Annotated in this window: 17 protein-coding genes; 9 read left to right on the forward strand and 8 right to left on the reverse strand. The window is 37.5% G+C overall.

The genetic code is table 11. The features are described from left to right. Positions 1-160: 160 nt before the first annotated feature. The 6 genes from VJJ03_RS08120 (at position 161) to VJJ03_RS08145 (ending at position 4,969) form a co-directional block, all read left to right on the forward strand. Entirely contained in the window at positions 161-1,837 is a 1,677-nt protein-coding gene (locus VJJ03_RS08120; protein ID WP_323974916.1) for a formate--tetrahydrofolate ligase, read from the forward strand. 2 nt (positions 1,838-1,839) lie between these two features. Continuing rightward, positions 1,840-2,301, forward strand: a complete 462-nt coding sequence (locus VJJ03_RS08125; RefSeq protein ID WP_323974918.1) for a LytTR family DNA-binding domain-containing protein — start codon at positions 1,840-1,842, stop codon at positions 2,299-2,301. 128 nt (positions 2,302-2,429) lie between these two features. Beyond that, positions 2,430-2,969, forward strand: coding sequence for a hypothetical protein (locus VJJ03_RS08130; protein ID WP_009744551.1), 540 nt, complete (start codon positions 2,430-2,432; stop codon positions 2,967-2,969). 280 nt (positions 2,970-3,249) lie between these two features. Continuing rightward, on the forward strand, positions 3,250-3,663 hold the full coding sequence (locus VJJ03_RS08135) for a hypothetical protein (protein ID WP_323974920.1): 414 nt from the start codon (positions 3,250-3,252) through the stop codon (positions 3,661-3,663). Between the two features lie 15 nt (positions 3,664-3,678). Further along, positions 3,679-4,365 (forward strand): hypothetical protein, encoded by a 687-nt coding sequence (locus tag VJJ03_RS08140; protein WP_009744549.1) that lies wholly within the window; start codon positions 3,679-3,681, stop codon positions 4,363-4,365. 1 nt (position 4,366) lies between these two features. After that, complete coding sequence (locus VJJ03_RS08145; RefSeq protein WP_323974922.1) at positions 4,367-4,969, forward strand: hypothetical protein; 603 nt, start codon at positions 4,367-4,369, stop codon at positions 4,967-4,969. A gap of 125 nt (positions 4,970-5,094) precedes the next feature. Here VJJ03_RS08145 and VJJ03_RS08150 read toward each other — a convergent pair whose 3' ends face one another. From VJJ03_RS08150 to VJJ03_RS08160, 3 genes are all read right to left on the reverse strand, one after another. Then, positions 5,095-7,359, reverse strand: a complete 2,265-nt coding sequence (locus tag VJJ03_RS08150) for an FUSC family protein (protein ID WP_323974924.1) — start codon at positions 7,357-7,359, stop codon at positions 5,095-5,097. Between the two features lie 421 nt (positions 7,360-7,780). Further along, on the reverse strand, positions 7,781-8,659 hold the full coding sequence (locus VJJ03_RS08155) for a nucleoside phosphorylase (RefSeq protein ID WP_009744545.1): 879 nt from the start codon (positions 8,657-8,659) through the stop codon (positions 7,781-7,783). A 35-nt stretch (positions 8,660-8,694) separates the two neighbouring features. Then, a complete protein-coding gene (locus VJJ03_RS08160; RefSeq protein WP_009744544.1) occupies positions 8,695-9,717 on the reverse strand; it encodes an N-acetylmuramoyl-L-alanine amidase family protein in 1,023 nt (340 codons plus the stop codon). 348 nt (positions 9,718-10,065) lie between these two features. On the opposite strand from VJJ03_RS08160, the gene VJJ03_RS08165 reads away from it, so the two are divergent. The 3 genes from VJJ03_RS08165 to ligA all read left to right on the forward strand — a co-directional run bounded on the left by VJJ03_RS08165 (position 10,066) and on the right by ligA (position 15,461). Beyond that, positions 10,066-12,639, forward strand: coding sequence for a putative LPS assembly protein LptD (locus VJJ03_RS08165; protein WP_416377851.1), 2,574 nt, complete (start codon positions 10,066-10,068; stop codon positions 12,637-12,639). Between the two features lie 63 nt (positions 12,640-12,702). Further along, positions 12,703-13,083 carry a RidA family protein gene (locus tag VJJ03_RS08170; protein ID WP_009744542.1) on the forward strand — a complete coding sequence of 127 codons (381 nt, stop codon included), beginning with the start codon at positions 12,703-12,705 and terminating at the stop codon, positions 13,081-13,083. Between the two features lie 365 nt (positions 13,084-13,448). Further along, a complete protein-coding gene (gene ligA, locus VJJ03_RS08175) occupies positions 13,449-15,461 on the forward strand; it encodes an NAD-dependent DNA ligase LigA (protein WP_323974930.1) in 2,013 nt (670 codons plus the stop codon). A gap of 125 nt (positions 15,462-15,586) precedes the next feature. Here the strand turns inward: ligA and VJJ03_RS08180 are convergent, their stop codons facing one another. The 5 genes from VJJ03_RS08180 to VJJ03_RS08200 all read right to left on the reverse strand — a co-directional run. Then, complete coding sequence (locus VJJ03_RS08180) at positions 15,587-16,474, reverse strand: fructose bisphosphate aldolase (protein ID WP_009744540.1); 888 nt, start codon at positions 16,472-16,474, stop codon at positions 15,587-15,589. Positions 16,475-16,633: 159 nt separating this feature from the next. Then, entirely contained in the window at positions 16,634-17,854 is a 1,221-nt protein-coding gene (locus VJJ03_RS08185) for a beta-ketoacyl-[acyl-carrier-protein] synthase family protein (protein WP_009744539.1), read from the reverse strand. 70 nt (positions 17,855-17,924) lie between these two features. Then, the gene (locus tag VJJ03_RS08190) at positions 17,925-18,857 is read right to left on the reverse strand and encodes a D-2-hydroxyacid dehydrogenase (RefSeq protein ID WP_009744538.1); all 933 of its coding nucleotides are present in this window, start codon (positions 18,855-18,857) and stop codon (positions 17,925-17,927) included. A gap of 9 nt (positions 18,858-18,866) precedes the next feature. Next, on the reverse strand, positions 18,867-20,120 hold the full coding sequence (locus VJJ03_RS08195) for a porin (protein WP_323974933.1): 1,254 nt from the start codon (positions 20,118-20,120) through the stop codon (positions 18,867-18,869). Positions 20,121-20,268: 148 nt separating this feature from the next. Beyond that, the coding region (locus VJJ03_RS08200) for a DNA-binding protein (RefSeq protein WP_323974935.1) at positions 20,269-21,449 on the reverse strand (1,181 nt) is incomplete at its 5' end.

A 21,449-nucleotide genomic window follows, 5' to 3' on the forward strand; every position in this document is an offset into this window, starting at 1 on the left:
GTAAATCGGCAAATTGTCTCATATATTGTCGTATCCTAAAGAATAACAAAGTTCAGATAGTCCCAAAAGAAAAAATTACCTTTTGTTAATCTAATTTGTAGGTGTTAAATTTGTTATTTGTCATTAAATTTCGTATTTTTGTCCTTTCAATTTTATTTTTATGAGTTTTCCAACCGACCTTGAAATAGCACATCATGCGAATATGTTGTCTATCAAAGAGATAGCTAAGAAACTAAATATATCAGAGGATGATATAGACCCTTATGGAAAGTATAAGGCGAAGCTACCCTTGCACCTAATAGATCCAAAGAAGATAGCCCAACACAAGTTGGTGCTCGTTACAGCGATTACTCCTACTCCTGCTGGGGAAGGTAAAACAACTGTGAGTATAGGACTCACCGAAGGACTGAACAGAATAGGCAAGAAAGCTATTGCTGTGTTAAGGGAACCTTCTTTAGGACCTGTGTTTGGTATCAAAGGGGGAGCTGCTGGTGGAGGTTATTCTCAGGTAGTGCCTATGGAGGATATCAACTTACATTTTACAGGAGATTTTTCAGCTATTGAACGCGCTAATAATCTCTTAGCTGCGGTAATTGATAACAACTTACAGAGTAAGACACATTCCATAGGGATAGACCCTCGTACAGTGGTATGGAAGCGAGTGATGGATATGAATGATCGTGCTTTGCGGCATATTGTAGTAGGTTTGGGAGGGGTTACTCATGGTATTCCTCGTGAAGATGGATTCAATATTACCCCTGCTTCTGAAATTATGGCTATTCTGTGCTTAGCAGAGAATTTTTCTGATCTTAAGCGCCGTATAGGCAACATCTATGTAGGAAAAAAGTACGATGGTTCCCCTGTTTTTGCTCGTGACCTCAAGGTAGTAGGGGCGATGGCATTGCTGCTCAAAGAAGCTATCAAGCCAAACTTAGTACAGACTCTTGAGAATAATCCAGCTATCTTACATGGAGGACCTTTTGCTAGCATTGCTCAAGGTACTAATACGGTATTAGCAACCAAAATGGGACTTTCCTTAGGAGAATATGTAGTCACTGAAGCCGGTTTTGGGGCAGATCTTGGAGCAGAGAAGTTCCTTAATATTAAGTGTACTTCCGCAGGCCTCGCCCCCAATGCAGTGGTTATTGTAGCAACCATACGGGCATTGCGCCACCACGGTGGAGCTAAGAAGGAGGAATATAATACTCCTGATTTGGAATGTGTAAAAAGAGGTATTACTAACTTAGAAAAACATATAGAGAATATACAGCTTTTTGGGCTTAAGGCGGTGGTAGCTATTAACTACTTTCCTCATGATAGTCAGGAGGAAATTACTTATATCCAAGCTTTTTGTAAGGAAAGAGGTGTGAAGGCAGTTGTTAGCCGGGGTTTTAGTGAAGGAGGAAAAGGCACTGAGGAACTTGCTCATGCTGTAGTGGATATAGCTGAAAGTAATGAGAGTCACTTTACGCCTTTATATGATCATGCCGCTCCAGTGGAGGAAAAAATAAAAACTATAGCTACTCATATATATGGAGCAAAAGGAGTGAATTATAGTACTAAAGCCCTGAGTCAACTTAAGCAAATCAGCAAATTAGGTTTTGACAAACTACCTATTTGTATGGTAAAGACCCCTAAATCACTCAGCGATGATGAGAAGAAGCTTGCACGTCCTACGGATTTTGAAATAACCGTTCGTGAATTTGAGTTTGCCTCCGGTGCAGGCTTTCTTATTCCAATCTTAGGAGATACCGTTCGTATGCCAGGCTTGCCGAGTGTTCCCGCTGCCGAAGGGATGGATATAGATGATCAAGGGGTGATTACAGGACTTAGTTAATTATGATTTCAAAAGAAATAACCCAAAGAATAGACCAATTCCTCGCTACATTACCCTCAGATTCACTGGGGGCGTGTAGGGAGCAGTGGGTAGCATTTGTACAGATGTATGCCCAAAACTATCACATACAACAGCAAAAGATAGAGCGACTTGCCCTAAAGACAGCAGAGGGTATAGAATTGATCCCTATAGCCAATATTCTCTACTTACAGAGTGATAAGGGCTATACAACTTTTTTTCTTAAAGGAAGAGAAAAAATATTGGTCAGCAAGGTGCTCAAGTTATTTGAAGAACTTTTGCCTGCCTCACAGTTCGTGCATTGCCACCAGTCCTATTTGGTCAATAGCCACTATATCAAGAAATATCTTAAAGAAGGCATCTTGGAACTGATCACAGGTGAGCGTATTCCTGTAGCCGAACGTCGTCGGGAGCAGGTGCAACAATGGTTAATGGGAAGCGAATAGCTTTTCAATTATCGTTTTTCCCAATTTAACCGCGAATATTTACCCCCCCCCCCAGCGAATATTGATTCTTTTTGATATTTTTGGAATTATTTTTTAATTTTGCACTATTATAATTAAATTAAAATTTTATGAATAAAGAAATTCCACAGGATTTACCTTCTTACTTCAGAGCTCATCCTGAGCAGTTTGTTCTCAAAGGAAATACCTCTAAGAAAATCATTAATGGTGTCCTATTCGCCATCTTCCTTGCCTTAATGATTTATCCCGAAATCACCCCCGCAGGAGAACTCTGGATATGGCGCATTATTGCAGGAATAGGAATGGCATATACAGGTTTTAGCATATGGCTTGGATCTGATTTTTATAACAAACAAACTCAGACAAAGATTGTACAAGCAGGCATCAAGAAGTTTGATTCCTCAGCTACGACCGAGAAGGACTTAGTTGCTTTTTTGGAAGCTGAAAACTTCAGAGAACTCGCCAATATTCCTGCTAAGGATAACCAACCGCTTCAGCTTTACATCTATGAAGACGTAGCAGGAAAAGCATTCTACTTACTCCTGATGAAGTATTTCTCTCCTTCGGATTTCAGAGGAATCACTCCTGTAAAAATCATCTCAGGAGTTGAGTATGATAAGCATAAGGCAATGATACAAGCTATGAAATAACACTACATAACTGAACCTTATATAAGGCTGTCCTGATAAGACAGCCTTTGTTGTAAGCATATGCAGCCAGTAATTGTAAAAAACCTTCCTACCCCCTCTTTTTTGCGAATATAGCGATTTTAAAGGCGAATATTTACCCCCCCCACAGTAAATATTAATTTTTTTGACTTTTTAGAAATTATCGCTTAATTTTGCGCTTTATTAAACAAATTAAACATATTATTTATGGGATTATTGGATAACAATATCACTTTTTCCTAATCTAGAAGGCAAGGTGCCTTTGGAAGACTTATTTGAGGTAATCAAACAAAAACTAGGAGATAAGTACAAGGTAGAGTTCTTCAAAAAAGGCAATGTAGCCTCACAGGTATTAGGCACTTCTGCAGCAGAAGACCGCATTTTCATATCCAAAAACGCCTACCACCGTACTTTTATCACTGTAAAATATGCTCCTATGACTGAGGATATGTCCCGTGAGGATACTTATTTGGGCTTTGACCGAACTACAATGAAGTGGTGGCTTAAGGGGCTTTATAACGAAGGTGGGATGATCGGGCGATGGATTATCCAAACCATTTACGGTAGTAATAAGGATTTTGACGGAGACATCTTGGAGGCGATCAATAGCAAATACCCTATACAACAGAAAGATCAAAATGTAGGTATCTCTGCCCTTTGGAAGAAAGACAAATAAAAATCTGCTATTGATATGAAGAAACTCACCCTCTTAGTAGTGGCTGTGTTGGCTTTTAGCCTTAGTAGTTGTGAATATCTCAGACTTTGGAAAAAAGCCATTTTTCCACCGGCTAAGTATGACCTTACCAAAGGGATCATAGGAACGGATATGGAGAGCTATCCACGATATATAGATGATATCCTAAAGGAACTCACCGAGACAGGGAAAATCAAATCCGCCGAAGATGCTGAATTCTATGCCATAGGTGCCAACGTGCTCCGTTTGGATCTGGATGAAGTAGCCAAGGAATCCAAGGTTTTGGTCAAGGTACTCACCAACGTAGAGACAAGTGCTTTTCGGGTCTTCTATATACGTTGTGACAGCGATCGCAGTATCTTTGGAGAGGAAGGCAGCTCTGCCTTTGTGCTCAAGCGAGACGATGAGACTGCGGCTACCTATGACGACTATAAGGACATACTGTTTCGCCTTTCCGATGTCAAGCCTCTTTTACAAAAGGTTCCCTCCATCCTGAAGAAAGCACTACAAGAATCCGAGGAAAGTGCCTTTGTAACGAGCTGGGAGATCAGCCGTAACCACCAGACGAAAGCCTTTGAGATAGAAGTGCGTACCCAACCCATGGTACTGGCTGCCCAGACAACTACTTTCCGCTTCGATGCTGAAGGTACACTTATAGATACTAAAAAACCAATCAAATTATAAAATGAAAAAAATCACCCTTTTATTAGGTATGGCACTTACCTTTGTGCTTACCTCTTGTAGCTTTATCTTTGGTAACAAGATGACAGAAAAAGCAGGAATAGAAGAAGCTAAAGCTATTCTGGCGAAAGAACAACCTTTTGTGGGAAAAGAATTCTACAAAATAAGCCTACACACAGGAAAACCCTTAGAAGATGCCTTCAAAGGACTTACTGCCGTTTTCAAAGATCCTGAAAATGAGGGTAAGTATATCTCTCAGGCTTATTGGAAAATAGGCAAACTACAGAACCCTCAAGAAGATTCTGTTAGTGATAACTTAACTCCTTTCAAAGTAGAAGAGATCGATACCGATATGGTGGTAAAAGATGCGGCCGAGCTTTATAAATTCCTTGAAAACAATGAAGAGTTAAAGGATTTCAATCGCTTCAACGTACGCGATATGACCATTGTCAAATGGAATGGCAAAATGCAAGTAGTCTATAATTTAACTATGCGTAAGAAGAGTGGTTCTACTACTTACTCAGGAAGGAAGAGAACCATTTCCTATTATGAAATTTCTGCCACAAGAGATGATGAAGGTAAATTTTATATTATAGGAGAAGATTAATCAGTAGAAGTATGAGCTATATAGATATTCAATATGTAATATAATTTTTTCTTAGAAATCGGTCAGAAATTAAAGAAATTTGACTATAAAAATTATAAAAATAGAAATGTTAACTTTTATAGAGGCTATTCTTTTTGGATAGCCTCTTTGCTATAGAGCATTTTTTCAATATTCTGTTCTAAATTTTCAGTAAGCTCCCTTAAGTAAGAGAGTTGCTCTGTGAAGAAAAGCATCTCTTGAGGACGAATATTCTCTTGAGAGTTTTTTTCAGCAAAATTTCCTTCGGTATTGGAGAATAATTCTAGGGTTTTCTCTTTGAGTTCTTCAAATACTTTTGGGTTGAAGGGGATAACCTCCTGTTTGAGTTTCCCATCTAATAATTCAACACAGTGTTGGAGCTTATGTTGAATTTCTTGGATAGCTCTTACAAAGAGACTATTTATAAGTGCAGAAGAGTTCTCTGTTAGTTGAGTACTGAGAGTAGCTACACAGGATAGAAAATCCTGTTGGAGTACTTGAATCTCATTACGTATGGCATAGTTCTTTTGCTGGGATTTAGGCTCTTGTAACATGCGCTGTAGACCTGCGTTAAGGTTAGCCAAAGCTAAGAAAGCTTTTTTACGTGCTACCTTATATTCGGTGGTAACTTCAGGGTTCTCTGTACGCTTGATAAGCTCGTTAGTATAACCTAAATTAGCTTTTAGGCTTTTTACTATAAGTAAATTATAGTTCTTATGTTCCCAAGAAGGGAAAAGCAGATAATTAGCGCTTACCGATAGGGCAAAGGCGATGAGAGTATCTACTACCCGATACTGTACCACACTCATAGCATCGGGGACAAAGAGGGCATATACTAATACAATATACAAAGTGAGGAAGATAGCACTCATACTGAAATTCTCCTGTAGAAGACCATATCCCATAGGCATACATAAGAGAATAATAGTGGCATAGATGTATTTATAAGTATCAAAATTAAGATGAAATATATATTGACTTATATAAACAATAACTAAGGCAATACCAGCTCCAATAAGTGTTCCCAGAGCTCTGTCCTTGGAACGAGAAAGAGTAAGTCCATATCCAGGGCGCATAATCACATACACTGTAAAAAGTATCCAGTGAGGATTTTGTACTTCAAAAGCATGACCTATTAGATAACCAATGACAGTTACAATAGAAAGTCGTAGGGCATGACGAAAAAAGGAAGAATGAAGAGAAAAGTGATCTGCTAATCGCTTGATGGAATAGTTATCACTACTGACAAACCTACGATAACTTTTTTCATCACGGAAGCTCACCTCTTGGGTATAGTAATTATTGAAGATTTGTTGTACATTATAGATGTTCTGGGTCTGTTTCTCCAGATAATAGTACATCTTCTCTAAAAGTGTTTGTTCCTCTGAGAAACTTCCCTCTTGACTGACACTAATGTAGGATTCTTTAAATTCTAATTGTTTTTTAAGCAAACTCTTTAGACTAATTGAAAAGGATTCTTTTTTTCTTTCTCCGATGTAATCAGCCATTTTAAGAAGAATATTAGAAAGTTCCTCTAAGAAATTGGTATATCTCTCAAGAAAAACACTATTTTTGGAGGCATATTTATCTACTTTCTCATAAGGAATAGGATTTGCTATAGCAAGTTCAAAAATATCAACAATTTCAATGAAAATAAGAAATTGTCGTTGAAGGTAATTTGTCTTTCCTGACTTGGAACGAGAGTCTAAAAGAACAGCACGCAGTTTTTCATACTGATCGTTTAAGGCTGTTTGTAAGAAGAGAAGAACTTGCTTATTGGCATCTCTGTTTTTCACATCACTGATAAGAACAGCTCGTGTATGTAAGTACTTTGCCATAAGGGACATACATTTGGCAAGGAGTTGTTCACTGTATTGGCGAGGACGTATCCACATTAGTACTCTTACTAAGAAAATATACCAGACTCCTGCTATGAGAATATATAGGGCATTATATAGGATACTTATCCCTGTTAGAGGGCGAGCAAGGGCTAACGTAATCGTAAATATTCCTGCAATAGAGACCATTGCTGCACGTGCACCATATAAGGAAATATAAGCATCACAGAAGATAAGTATGGACATAGTTAGTAGCAGTTGCCAAAGAGAACCATACGCATGGACATAATTTATAGTGATAGAACTAACTACCACAAAAAGAGTAGCAATGGCAATCCCTCCTAAGTGATGTTTTCTATTTCCTGGAATATCACTTGGAGCTATTACGATAATAGTAGTAGCTGCAGTGAGACCGGCGGAAAGATTATTAAAAAGCCAGCCTGCGAATAAGCAAGAAAGAATAGCAAAGGATTTCAAGATGCCTATAACAAAAGCATAACTCTTGAAGAATTCTAAGAAATTAGTTCGTTTCATACAGGTTAATAGGATTCTCTCAAACTTCTTATCTATTAAAAGAGTCTTTCCCTTACAAAAAATATGCCATTAAGGAATTAATTCCTATGAAAGTTAAAGCTGTTTTAAACAAATAAGATGAAAATCATCTGTTTAATGTTTTGATAACTAGTAATAAAAATTCTTATTTAAAATAATTAAAAATAAATATTGTATATTAAAAAAATAATTTATACCTTTGCAGTGTTGTTGTTTGGATGTAAAAGTCCATCTGTAAAGGGATGTTTTTAGTATTTCATTTCCGTTACACTTTTCTAATGAGTATGTTCTTTTTAGTGTTTTTATATCAGTTGTTTACCCTCATTAGAAAACAGTTAGTTTTAAGTAAAAAATCCTCACAAACTTGTGAGGATTTTTTTATTTTATTACATAGGAACCCTCATCAGATACTTGCTGCAATCTTAGGAAGAGCATATTCAATAAGTTTTTCTACAGCTTTTTTGGTATCAGCGGTAAAGGTACCTGTAGGACGATTGGCGATAATGGCATTGAGGGAAACGGCTTGATGTCCTAAAAGTTTAGACAAGCCATAAATGGCAGCAGTCTCCATTTCCATATTGGTCACTTTATAACCATTATAGCAGAAGCTATGTAGCTTTTCATTAAGGTGCTCATCTTCAGGAGTAAGTCGCAGTTTTCTCCCTTGTGGGGCATAGAAACCAGGAGCTGTACCTGTAATTCCCTTAAAGATCTCAGGACTGTATAGCTTTTGAGAGAGTAACTCTCCACAGGCTACTATATAAGGATGCCCTTTATCCATATTCCAATGGCTATGTGTGATAAAATTCTTTTCCATATCTGCTTCTCGTACTGTAGGACTATCTTTATAAGAATGTAAAAGACAATCCATTCCCAGTCCATAAGCGGAGAGAACAATGCTATCCACAGGAATTTCAGCCTGTAGAGAGCCAGATGTTCCTAAGCGAATGAATTTCAATGGCGTAATCTGTTCTTTGGGAGCTCTTTTCTCCAAATCAATATTGAATAAAGCATCTATTTCGTTTAGGACAATATCAATATTATCAGTACCAATACCTGTGGAGACTACTGAGAGACGTTTCCCTTGAAAAGTACCTGTATGGGTGACGAACTCTCGCTTATGTGCGGTGAATTCTACAGAATCAAAGTGAGCAGAGACCACAGGAACTCGTTCTGGATCCCCTACTAAGATAATAGTGCTTGCAATATTCTCTTTTCCAATGTTAAGGTGATAGATACGACCTTCTCCAGAGAGAATAAGTTCAGAATTTTGTATCTTCATAATATTATTAATTAAAATTTCTTGTTGAGAATTCTTTATAAGGAACGCTTCCCTCCTACAAAAGGAACGATAAAGGCATCGGTAAAGCCTTTTTTCTTAGCAATTTGTAATAAATTCTCTATTTTTCTTTTATCTATCTCTCTCCCATAATAGTAACGGAAAGAAGTTCCTATTTTTTCTTTAAAAATAGGGCTAAGACCTTTAAAATTGGCGGGTATTGCGTCCAAATTCTTATTACTGGTAGCTATTTGTACTCGGTAGAAAGTATCTCCTTTGTCAGTGGATGAAGAATCCTTGGTCAAAAGGCTGTTGTTCTTAAGCCAATGATAATAGTTGTTGATAGCCTTTACAATACCTTGAGCTACTTGCTGTTGCCCTTCAGAGGAATTGAGGAAGTCGCGTTCTGCTTGGTTACTAAGGAAGCCTGTTTCAATAAGTACAGAAGGCATATAGGTCTGGTGTAGAACGATAAAACCAGCTTGTTTTACCCCTCGATCGCGGCTTAGAGGGTTTTCGGCTAAGGCATTTTGAATACGTTTACCCATCTGGATGCTCTGCTCTAAGAACTCTTCTTGCATGATAGAAAGTCCTATGAAGGACTCAGGTGAATTGATGTCATAACCGGCATATTTCTCTTTATAGTCCTTCTCTAAGTAGATTACTTGGTTCTCCTCTTTAGCTACTTCAAAATTGAGGTCATTAGCATGTAATCCCAATACATAGGACTCTGAACCATGAGCTTCTTTGTTAGGAGAGGAATTACAATGTACGGAAATAAATAAGTCAGCCTTTGCTTTGTTGGCAATAGCACCTCGTTCATAAAGTTCAATAAACCGATCATCCTTGCGTGTATAGGTGACTTTATATAAAGGATTCTTTTCAAGTTCTTTACCTACCAAAAGGACAATCTTTAATACTATATCTTTTTCATATATTTTTCTATGAACTTTGCCAGGGTCTTTCCCTCCATGACCAGCATCTAAGACAATTTTGAATCGTTCTGTTTGTGCTGATGCTGAGAGGAAGAAAAATAAAAAAATATAATAAAAATATCTCATCAATTATAAAATTTCTTTAAAAACAATCAGAATCTTTGCTTACCTCTTTTGTGATACGAAAAATATCCGTAAGTTTGACCTCTGAAAATAAAGTTTTTACCTATTGCTTAAATCTTTGATTCTCAAAATGCAAAGGTAAAAAAAAATGTTGAACTTTCATAGGTACTTGCTTATATTTTGCAAATTAATAAAAAATATACTATACTTATAGGCATTATTGTATGCTTTGTGGGACTTTCTGCTCAAAGGAAATTAGTAGTTGATAAGCCACAAGAGCATTCTTTTTCCTGCTTGTTAGAAAGTTCAATATCAGATACCATTATCAAGGACAAACCTGCACAGTTACGAATTTCTTCTAAAGAAGAATCCATCAAAAAGGATACTTTATCTCACCTCTCTTTAAAAGACAGTTTAGCGCCTCCCGTAGGTAAGGAGGATAGTTTGCGTAAATCTCCTTCTATGCTGACTGATATAGTTCGTTATCATGCCAAGGATTGTGTGATTATCAATCGCCCCAAGAAAGAGATTACTCTTTATGACCAAACACAAATTACCTATACGGATACAGACCTTAAAGCAGGAATCAGTGTGATTAATTACGAAAAACGAGAAGCCTATGCAGGGAGGATAAAGGATAGTTTAGGAGAACTCACACAAGCTCCTGTATTCAAGCAAGGAGAACAACTCATAGAGCCTGATTCCATCAGGTTCAATTATGTAACAAAAAGAGCTGTTATACGGAATGCTTATACAACTCAGGATGAAAATAAGATACGCGCACAAGTAATTAAAAAAGAAAATGACTCCACTTATTTTCTCAAGGAAGGGATGGTGACTACGGCAGAAGATCTCTCCGACCCTGATTATTATATTCGCTTACGTAAAGCTAAGTTTGTTCCTAAAAAGAAAATAGTAGCAGGGTTTAGTAATATGTATATCTCCGACGTACCTACTCCTATTGCACTCCCTTTTGCTTATTATCCCATGACGGACTCACGTACTTCAGGACTCCTTTTCCCTACCTTTGGAGAGGTAAATGATAGGGGGTATTATCTGCAGAATGGAGGTTATTATTTTGTGATTTCAGATTATCTAGATTTGTCTCTTACAGGGGATTATTATACCAATGGCAGTTATGGAATCCGTGCAGCTTCTACCTATCGTAAGCGTTATAAGTACAGTGGAAGTTTTAACCTACGTTATGAAAACCTTATTCATAGCCAACGTGGCTTCCCTGATTATAGTCGTAATTCTATTTATAACATACAGTGGTCTCATTCACAGGATAGCAAGTCCAGTCCTCTTTCTTCTTTCTCAGCTTCGGTGAACTTAGGGAGCTCCACTTATTATCGCAATTCATATAATCAACAGAATTCAGCAAACTTCTTGAACAATACCCTTTCTTCTTCTATTTCCTATTCAAGAACATTTCCTTCGTATCCCTCTGTGAACTTGTCTCTTACAGCATCTCACTCACAAAATACTAATACACAAAGTATTCAGATGACCTTACCTGCTATGCGGGTGAGTATGGAACGTATTTATCCTTTCGTGAAACAAGGAATGCCTAAGAAAGGGTTGATACAGAATATCAATTTTAACTATAGCCTACAGGGAGATAATCGTTATAATACCACCGATAAAGAATTTTTCTCTTCCCAAATGTTCGCTAAGGCACAAACAGGGTTCCGTCACAGTATCCCTATCAGTACAAACTTTAAAGTACTGAAGTTTATAAGCTTTTCCTTGAACACCTCTTTGAATGAAACTTGGCAGTTTAAGACTGTAAAATATCATAATTATAACGATATTACAGGAAAGGTAGCTAAGGATACTATAAATGGATTTGCTCGGTACCATACATATAATTTTGGGGTAGGGATGGGGACGACCATTTATGGGACTTTTGACTTTGGAAAAGATAAGAAAATACAAGCTATCCGCCACGTGATGCGACCCTCGGTTAGTTATGGGTATACACCTTCCTTTGATAATTATTATACTTACTATGTGGCTGATGCTTTCGGAACGAAACGTGATTATAGCCGCTTTGAAGGGGGATTATATGGAGCTCCTGGAAGGAATGAATCTAGTTCTATGAGTTTCTCCTTGAGTAATACCTTTGAAGCAAAGGTACGTACTGCAGCAAAGGACTCTCTTGAAACAGAAAGTAAAAAAGTAATGCTTCTTAATAGCCTAAACTTCTCTTCAAGTTATGATTTAGTGCGTAAGCAATTCTCTCCTTTGAATATGACAGGAGGTACTCAACTTTTTGACAATAAGTTAGGAGTGAATTTTGGTGCTACTTTTAACCCCTATGCCATTGATGCAAATGGAGTTCAGATGGACAAGTTTAATATTAATAATGGAGGGAGTTTATTTCGCTTGACCAATGCAAATATGACTCTAAATTATGCTTTTTCCAGTAGGAACTTTAAAAAAGGGAAAAATACAGACAATACTCAATCAGGAGGACGTGCAGATGACCTTTTTGGTTCGGCAATGAATACAGACCTGAGTAAGCCTATGAAGGAAGATGATCCTGAAGATAAAGAGAAAGAAGAAAAACAACGACATTATTATGCTTCTATGCCATGGGACATCACTCTTGCTTATTCACTTTCTTATTCCAATACCAACCGAAATCCTATGATCTCTACCAATTCTCTTATGGTGTCAGGAAATGTGGATTTAACTCCCAAATGGCGTGTTGGCGCCTCTTCAGGGTATGATTTTAAGGATAAGGGAGTAACCTATACGCAGATACGTTTTGAGCGAGACCTCAATAGCTTTCGTATGTCCTTTAGCTTTACGCCCTTTGGAGATAGAAATTCATGGTATTTCTTTATTGGAATAAAAGCATCAATGCTCTCCGATCTTAAGTGGGAGAAAAACAAATCACCTGATAGAGTGCTTCAGTAATAACTCTTGATATAAAGTGATTAATTAAGGACGACTAAAATTTAAATTAAATACTATTTTAACATGAAAAAAGTAATTCTTTCTTCAAATGCGCCTGCACCTATTGGCCCTTATAGCCAAGCCATCTTAGCAGGTGACACACTTTATGTGTCTGGACAAATTCCTATTGATCCTAAAACAGGAGAAGTAGTACAAGGAGGCATTGAGCCACAAACCAACCAAGTAATGGAAAATATTAAAGCCATCTTACAGCAAGCAGGCTATAGTTTTGACCATGTGGTAAAGACTACCATTCTCTTGGATGACCTTAACAATTTTGGTAAGGTAAATGAACTCTACGGAGCTTATTTCCAAGCAGAAGGAGCTCCAGCTCGTGAAACTTATCAAGTAGCTAAGCTCCCTAAAGGAGTTGCTGTGGAAATTTCCTGCGTTGCAGTGAAATAGTTAAAAAAATAAGAGGCTATCCTGAAGAAGGACAAGCCTCTTATTGATAATGCTAAGAATGGTTGTAACCCAAGTGATGAAAAGGGCTTCCTAAAAGTTTCCGTTGCTTAAAAAGGGAAAAAATTAAGAAAAATAGGATACTCAAAAAGAATAGAGTGAGTTATTATCTATTTTCTTAAAGTTGTATTGGTAAATAAATTCTTCATGGTGTAAAAAATATATTTTTATATTAGGTAAAATAACTACGAATATTCTCCTATAAAAACAATAATTTTATATTAATAATTGTTGTGAATTTACGGTTCATCACACTTAGAATAGAACTTATAAACTATAATTGATTTTCATATATTAGAAATAAGAATATGGCAGATTCCGTTCTACAACAAATAGAGACTCTTCGCACAGAGCTTAATGAACATAATTATAATTATTATGTGTTAGATAGTCCTACTATTTCTGATTATGAGTTTGACCAAAAACTCAAACATTTACAGGAGTTGGAACATCAATATCCACAATATAAGGATCCCAATTCTCCTACAGTAAGGGTGGGAGGAGAGATTACTAAGAATTTTCCTACAATAGTCCATGAATTTCGTATGTATTCCTTGGATAATTCCTATTCTAAAGAGGAACTTAAGGAATGGGAAAAGCGTGTGCTAAAACTCTTAGGAAAGGACAAAATATCCTTTGTTTGTGAACTTAAGTATGATGGAGCTTCTATAGATCTTACTTATGATGCTGGCAAACTTGTACAAGCTGTTACTCGAGGTGATGGAATACAGGGGGATGAGATCACGGCTAATGTACGTACTATTCGTAGTGTACCTCTTACTCTTAAGGGAGATTATCCTGAATATTTTCACATACGAGGAGAAATTATTATCCTCAAGGAAGGATTTAAAAGAATGAATGAACAACGTATTGCAGAAGGAGAAGATCCTTATATGAATCCACGAAATACTGCCAGTGGAAGTCTCAAATTACAAGATACTACTGAAGTGGCTAAGCGCCCTTTAGATTGCCTGCTTTACTATGTAGTAGGGAATAACTTACCTATACAGACACAGTTTGAGGGATTACAAAAAGCTAGAGAATGGGGTTTTAAAGTTCCTACTCAATCCAAACTATGCCATTCCACCCAGGAAGTAATGGATTTTATCAACTATTGGGATACCCATCGGCATGACTTACCTTATGAAACAGATGGGGTAGTGATTAAGGTCAATGACTTTCAGGCTCAGCAGGAGTTAGGATATACCTCTAAATCTCCTCGTTGGGCGATTGCCTATAAGTTTAAGGCAGAAGAAGTAACCACGACTCTGGAGAGTATTTCCTACCAGGTAGGACGAACAGGAGCCATTACTCCTGTAGCAAATCTTACTCCAGTGCTCTTAGCAGGAACTATTGTAAAAAGGGCTTCGTTACATAATGCTGATCAAATTGCCAAGCTTGACCTACACCTTGGTGACCAAGTATTTGTGGAAAAAGGAGGAGAGATTATCCCTAAAATAACTGGAGTAAAAACAGATGAGCGCAAAGCAAATGCTACAACTGTAACTTTTATTACCCATTGTCCCGAATGTGGTACAGCATTGGTACGTAATGAAGGTGAAGCACAACATTACTGCCCCAATGCTTATGGTTGTCCTCCTCAGATCACCGGGCGCATACAACACTATATTTCCCGTAAGGCGATGGATATAGAGGGCTTAGGTTCTGAGACGGTAGAACTTATGTTCCGTGCGGGGCTCATACATAATTATGCTGACCTATATGAGTTAAAAGTTGAACAAATACAGAACTTAGAACGCATGGGTGAGCGAAGTGCAAAGAATATTATTGAAGGAATTGAGAAATCTAAAGAAATACCTTTTGACCGAGTACTTTTTGCCTTAGGAATTCGTATGGTAGGGGAGACAGTTGCCAAGAAGTTTGCTCGTATTTATAAGACCTTGGAGGCTTTTCGTTCAGCTACTTATGAACAACTTACTCAGATAGATGAAATAGGCGATCGCATAGCTCAAAGTGTTATAGAATTCTTTGCAGATGATAGGAATAAAGTTATCTTGGAGCGATTGCAATCTTATGGAGTACAGTTTGCTCTTAAGGAGACAGCCAATTTTCCTCTTTCCGATATTCTCAAAGGAAAAACTTTAGTTGTTTCAGGAGTCTTTGCCCGTTATTCTCGTGATGAACTTAAAGCTCTTATAGAGAATCACGGAGGCAAGGTAGGTTCGTCCATTTCTTCCAAAACAAGTTATGTAGTGGCAGGGGAGAATATGGGACCTAGCAAGCTGGAAAAAGCCACACAATTGGGAATACCTATTCTCTCCGAAAAAGAGTTTGAACAGATGATAGGAGAGAAGAAGTAAGAAAAGTTTCTGGTTCTCTTAAGTATAGCAATTAAAAATATATTCTCTAGAGAAAAAGAGGCTATCCGAAAAGGGGTAGCCTCTTTTTGTAGAGTAGTATGATTAATCTTTTTTCTGGCTATTCACTATTTAATAGATGCTTCATAGATACTTTCAATAGAACTTGCTAAGGTTTTATTGAATTCACTATCGGATTGTTGGGCAGATAACCCCTCAGAGAGTGCACGAGAGAAGCTAGCAATCACTCCATGATTCTTAGCAAGGATTTCATTAGCTTTTTCACGAGAATAACCTCCTGAAAGGGCTACTACACGGACAACTCTTGGATGTTTAGTGAGAGGTTCGTAGAAATTTTCTACAGTAGGTAGGGTAAGCTTAAGCATTACATTGGAGGAAGCAGGAAGTTTATCCAAGTGTTTAAGGATTTCTTCTCTTAAGATTGTCTCTGCCTCTGCCTTATCAGGAATATTAATATCTACCTCAGGTTCAATGATAGGAATAAGTTCTGCAGCAATAATTTGGTCAGCTATTTCAAACTGTTGTGCCACAATTCTTGCAATTCCTGGCTTAGAGGCTTTCTTTATTACTGAGCGCATCTTGGTGCCGAATACATGGTGCTCATTAGCTCTTTTGAGTAAGTCAGTGAGATTAGTGATAGGTTTCATGAGTTGTACTCCATCAGCATCCAAATCCACTAAACCTTTATCTACTTTTAGGAAAGGTAGAATATGTTTTTCTTCCCATAAGTATTCAGCAGTATATTTGCCATCAATCTTATTATCCATAGTTTGTTCAAAGAGGATAGCTCCAAGGATTTTGCTATCATTGAAGGCTGGACTTTTGATAATGCGAGTACGCATCTTGTGGATAAGGTCAAACATCTCGGCATCGTTCTTGTAAGCGCTTTCATCTACTCCATAGAGTCTTAGAGCTTTAGGAGTACTTCCCCCACTTTGATCAAGGGCAGCAATAAAGCCTTTGCCGTTTCTCATTTTTTCTATTTTTTCTTTCATAATAAGTAAATATTTAATTAGCCAATTGGATGATCTGCCAATGTGCTATGAGTTATAAGATGAGACAAAGGTACGAATTAATCTGTAATAAATCAATATCAATAGAAATTATTATTCTCTATCTTAAAAGAAATATTTAACCAATATATTTATTCTTTGTTACTCAAATTTTTTCACTACAAGGGCAGAATTAGTTCCTCCAAATCCAAAGGAATTGGAAAGGAAAGCATTAATTGTTTGATTTTCAGTCTGAGTAATGATACGGAGCTTTTTGGAATCCTCATCGAGAGTTTCAATATTGATATTAGGAGCTATAAAGTTATTTTGCATCATTAGTACGGAATAAATAATCTCGCTAGCTCCTGCCATCCAACATTCATGCCCTGTCATGGATTTGGTAGAGCTTACAGGAATTTTACTTCCAAATATCTGATAGATAGCTTTTGCCTCATTGGCATCACCAATGGGAGTAGAGGTAGCATGGGCATTAATGTAATCAATTTGGGAAGCTTTATAGGAAGCATTGAGCAGGGCTCGCTCCATAGCTTGAGAAGGTCCCATGACGTTTGGAGTAGAGATATGTTCTCCATTGGAAGAAAAGCCATAACCTACTATTTCTGCAAGTATATTGGCTCCACGTTTCAAGGCACTTTCATAAGTCTCTAAAACCAAAGTAGCAGCTCCTCCACTGGGCACTAATCCATCACGTCCTGCATCAAAAGGACGGGAGGCTTTGGTAGGTTCTGATTCTCGAGTGGAGAAAACACCCAAACCATCAAAACTCCCCATACTATACTTATTCGTTTCCTGCGCTCCTCCGCAGAGTATCATTTCTTGCATTCCAGTTTGTAGAAGTAGGAAACCTAAGCCTATAGCATGAGAACCGCTGGCACAGGCAGCACTGATACTCATATTTATCCCTGTAAGGCTAAAGAGAGTGGAAAGGTTCATAGTAACTGTAGAGTTCATCGTACGAAATACAGCTCCTGAGCCTACAAGGGTAGTATCTTTCTTCTCCCGTATTCTATCATTAGTTAATATGATGGACTCAGCTACACTGTCATTACCATAAAGGATACCCACCTCATGAGTTTTAAGGAAGTCAAGTTCTATTTGAGCTGTTCTTAGAGCTTCAAGAGTAGCCATGTAGGCAAACTCACTTTCTTCTCCCATAGAGATGCGTTCTCTGCGCCCTAATAATCCCTTTAGTTGAGGGAGAGGAACATTCCCTGTAAGAGCAGAGCGATACCCAAATTCCTTACGCTCAGGGGCATATATGATCCCAGATTTTCCTCGGTATAGGGAATCTCTTACCTCCTCTAAGGAAGTGCCAATGCAGGAGTAAATTCCCATTCCTGTAATGACTACTCGTTTCTTCATTCTCTTATTTTGGTGACAGTTATGATATTATGAATAGAGATTATTTCTATAAAAGTAAAATATAGTCGTTTTAATCATTGATAAAATCCTCTATTTGAGATTTTACTTTTGTCCAAAGTTTGTCTAGTGCATATTCACTTGCCCAAGCTACATGTGGGGTAAGAAGCACTCTAGGATGCTGTGCAAGCTTTAATAAAGGGTCTTCTTTACTGGGAGGCTCTTGTTCAAATACATCAGAGGCAAAACCTAAGATTTTCCCTGCTTGTAAGGCATTATATATTGCTTGTGGGTCTACCACAGCACCTCGTGCTACATTGATGATCAAGGGTTTTTTATTCATTTTAATGATGGTATGAGAACTTATTAAGTGTTGGGTCTCTTTGGTAAGAGGACAATTTAAGGAAATAATATCACTTTGAGCAAGCACATCATCAAATGCAGTATAGTCATCATTACGAGGTATTCTACCTTGATGCTCTGCCCAGAGTACATGCATGCCGAAGGCTTTAGCTCGCTGAGTAATGGCTTTGCCTATATTACCTACTCCAATGACCCCTAAGGTGCGAGTATGTAGGTCTAAGATGGAGGGTTCGGTAAGGCAAAAGCGCCCATCGGACTGCCAAGCCCCTGTTTCCACTGCTGTATGGTAGGGCTTGAGTCCTCGCATACAGGAAAGTAAGAGCATGAAAAAATGTTCTGCTACACTTTCAGTAGAATAACCAACTACGTTCTTCACTTCTATACCTAACTCCTTAGCAGCTATTATGTCAATATTATCTGTGCCAGTAGCCGTAAGTTGAATAAGCTTAAGAAAAGGTAACTTTTCTAAGTGTTTTCGCTTTATTTTTACTTTGTTAGTTATAGCTATATCTGCTCCTTCTAGATGAGAGAGAATCTCCTCATCCGAGGTGCTTTCATGAATAACCCATTGAGTAACTCCTTTAGGAACAGTAAGGTGCAGTTGTTCTGAGAGCGTATTTCTATCTAAGAGGACAGCTTTCATCTTTGATCTTTATTTAAGTTGAATATGATATTGTATGATAAAGGCGCCTTTGCGAGAACTTACCTCCTTCTGTTGGTTATAAATGGGACGGTTCTGGTAACAGAAGCTGAGTTTGTTACTATGTCCTTTGAAGAAGAGGTTGGCTCCTAACTCATAGGCTATCATGGCATCTTTAAGTCCATTGAATTTGGAATATTGAATGCTTAGGTTAGGCTGTATACGAGTTGTGAATTGTTCACATTTTCCAAAGAGATATCCTCCTAAGAAAAAGAAAGTATTTCCAGTACCTATCATGGGGTAGGCTGTACCTCCACCATTAAAGTATTCTTGAGAGGAAACTCCTGCTACATTATTGTTCCCTACATTTCTTACATAATCTCTACCAAAATCAGTATGATAGTAGCCCAAATTGAGGGTAAGGGCGTTATTTTTCTCAGAAAGAGGTGTATCGAGAAATATTTCAGTAGAGAAATTCTTATAATCATAATACTTAGGATGCCCTCCCTGTAGTTCGGACATCATTTCTTTTTGATATACCCCTCCTACTGAAAGGTTCAATACCTTTTTTGCTCCAATGTATGTACCTGTTGTATAGGGAGTTTTGTTACTTTCACGTTCCCAAAAGTCATATTTCAAATGAGCAGAATATTGCTTGTAAGGAGCCCTTTTGGCATAACCTACCACACCTTCTTTTTCGGCTATAGTTGTTGTTAAAGGGTTCTTAATAGTAAGAACGTAGCTAAGGTTTTGAATTTGTCCTTTAGCAAAACCTCCCCAATTTCGGGCATTATCATCATTCATATTAACGGTGAATAAGGCAAAGCTAGGAGAGTCTAAGCCCATCATACTACCACTACCTCGCATACTATTTCGGCTACTACCCCAACCGAATTTTCCTGCTCCTATGCTAAACTCAGGGATAAACTGGTACTCTGCATAAAGGTCAAGAATACCAATTCGATCAGTTTTATTACTGTTGAAATTATAGTTATTCCCTCCAAAGAGACCATAAAAGAATAGTTTAGGAGTGATTTGTCCTTGTAATCCTATTCGTAATCGCCTAAGAGATATATCTGTAACACGACTTACAGAGGTTCCATTGATTGTAGTATTTGGATTGGCATTGTAATATCTTGCCCAAAAAGTAGTTGCTACGCTTGCCTTAATATAGGTTTCCCCATCTTCACTAAGGTTGCGACGTAGAACTTCCTGACCCCATATCAGAGAGGGGAAAAAAGTGAATAAGAAAAAGATTTTTTTCATATCAGTTATAATTTGATGTGTTTAGTGCTGACAAAGATACAATTATTTTTGAAAATAATAAGATTTTTATAAAAGATTATAAAACACAATAGGGATGAGAAACAGATTCATCCCTATTATATTAGCTATTTTCTTAAGTATAAAAAAATTATTTTGTCCACTTGATATTATCTATTACGAATTGTTTACTCCCTTGAGCAGGTTTGATAGTAAGGGTATAGCTACCACTTTTGTTGAGAGTCTTTGAATAGGTTTCCTTTGTGGAGATGTTTCCAAAGGTTTTTTCATCTAATTTTTTAGAGCTTCCTTCCTTTCCTTCATAAATGACAAAATGTCTATTGCCTTTTCCAAAAGCTCCTCTGTACTCAAAAGAGAAATCCTTTACTCCTTTTGGGAAAGTGATTTCTATATAAGTATTATTACTAGGTTTTTTATTGAATAAAATGAGTCCTTTGCCTTGAATTCCATATTTGTCTACATCTGTACGAGCTACATATTTTAGAGTAACTCCATCCGCTCCATTGAGGGTACCTGTCTCAGTATAACTTGCAGTTCCCGTAGGAAGATCTTCAAAATCAAAAATGTTTCCTTGAGTAGGAGGGGTAGGGGGAGGAGTAGGAGTATTTCCAAATATTACATTTTCCTTTTTAGTAACTTTGATTTCCTTTATACCATTGTAGGTTACAAAAGTACCTGTTACGGTAAGTTCCTGCCCTTCAGTGGTGAATTTTTTCTTTTCTTCGGCAGAGAAAGCCTCTTTTACTGATTTATATGCAAAGATCTGTATTAGCGTGCCGTCCTGGAATTTGAAATAAGAATTCCCATTCTTAACTGTAATGTTTCCATGTATTTTAGCCTCTCTATTTTCCTCAAATTGGTTTATGGTGGCAGTACTAGCTTCTATTTCTAAGGTAGGTTTAGGAGCAGGAGGATTTCCAAAAGCAAGGTCATTTTCACTTTCATATACTAAGCGTTTGACGGTTCCCTTTGTTCTGAACGTACCAGTGGCAGTAAGTTCATAACCTTCTTGTTTGAGTTTGTCCTTTGTTTCCTGAGAGATATTGTTAAAATTATCTGTGTAAATTTGGATTTCAGTACCATCTTTGAATTTGAAGTAAGTACTACTTCCTTTGACAGTGATTAGTCCATGGATTTTAGCCTTTCTGCCTTCTTCAAAATGGCTTGCGGTAGCAGTATTGGCTTCTAATACTAAAGTAGGTTTAGGAGCAGGAGGATTTCCAAAAGCAAGGTCATTTTCACTTTCATATACTAAGCGTTTGACGGTTCCCTTTGTTCTGAACGTACCAGTGGCAGTAAGTTCATAACCTT

Source organism: Capnocytophaga sp. G2, from assembly GCF_035282625.1.
In the GTDB taxonomy this organism is placed as follows: Bacteria; Bacteroidota; Bacteroidia; order Flavobacteriales; family Flavobacteriaceae; genus Capnocytophaga.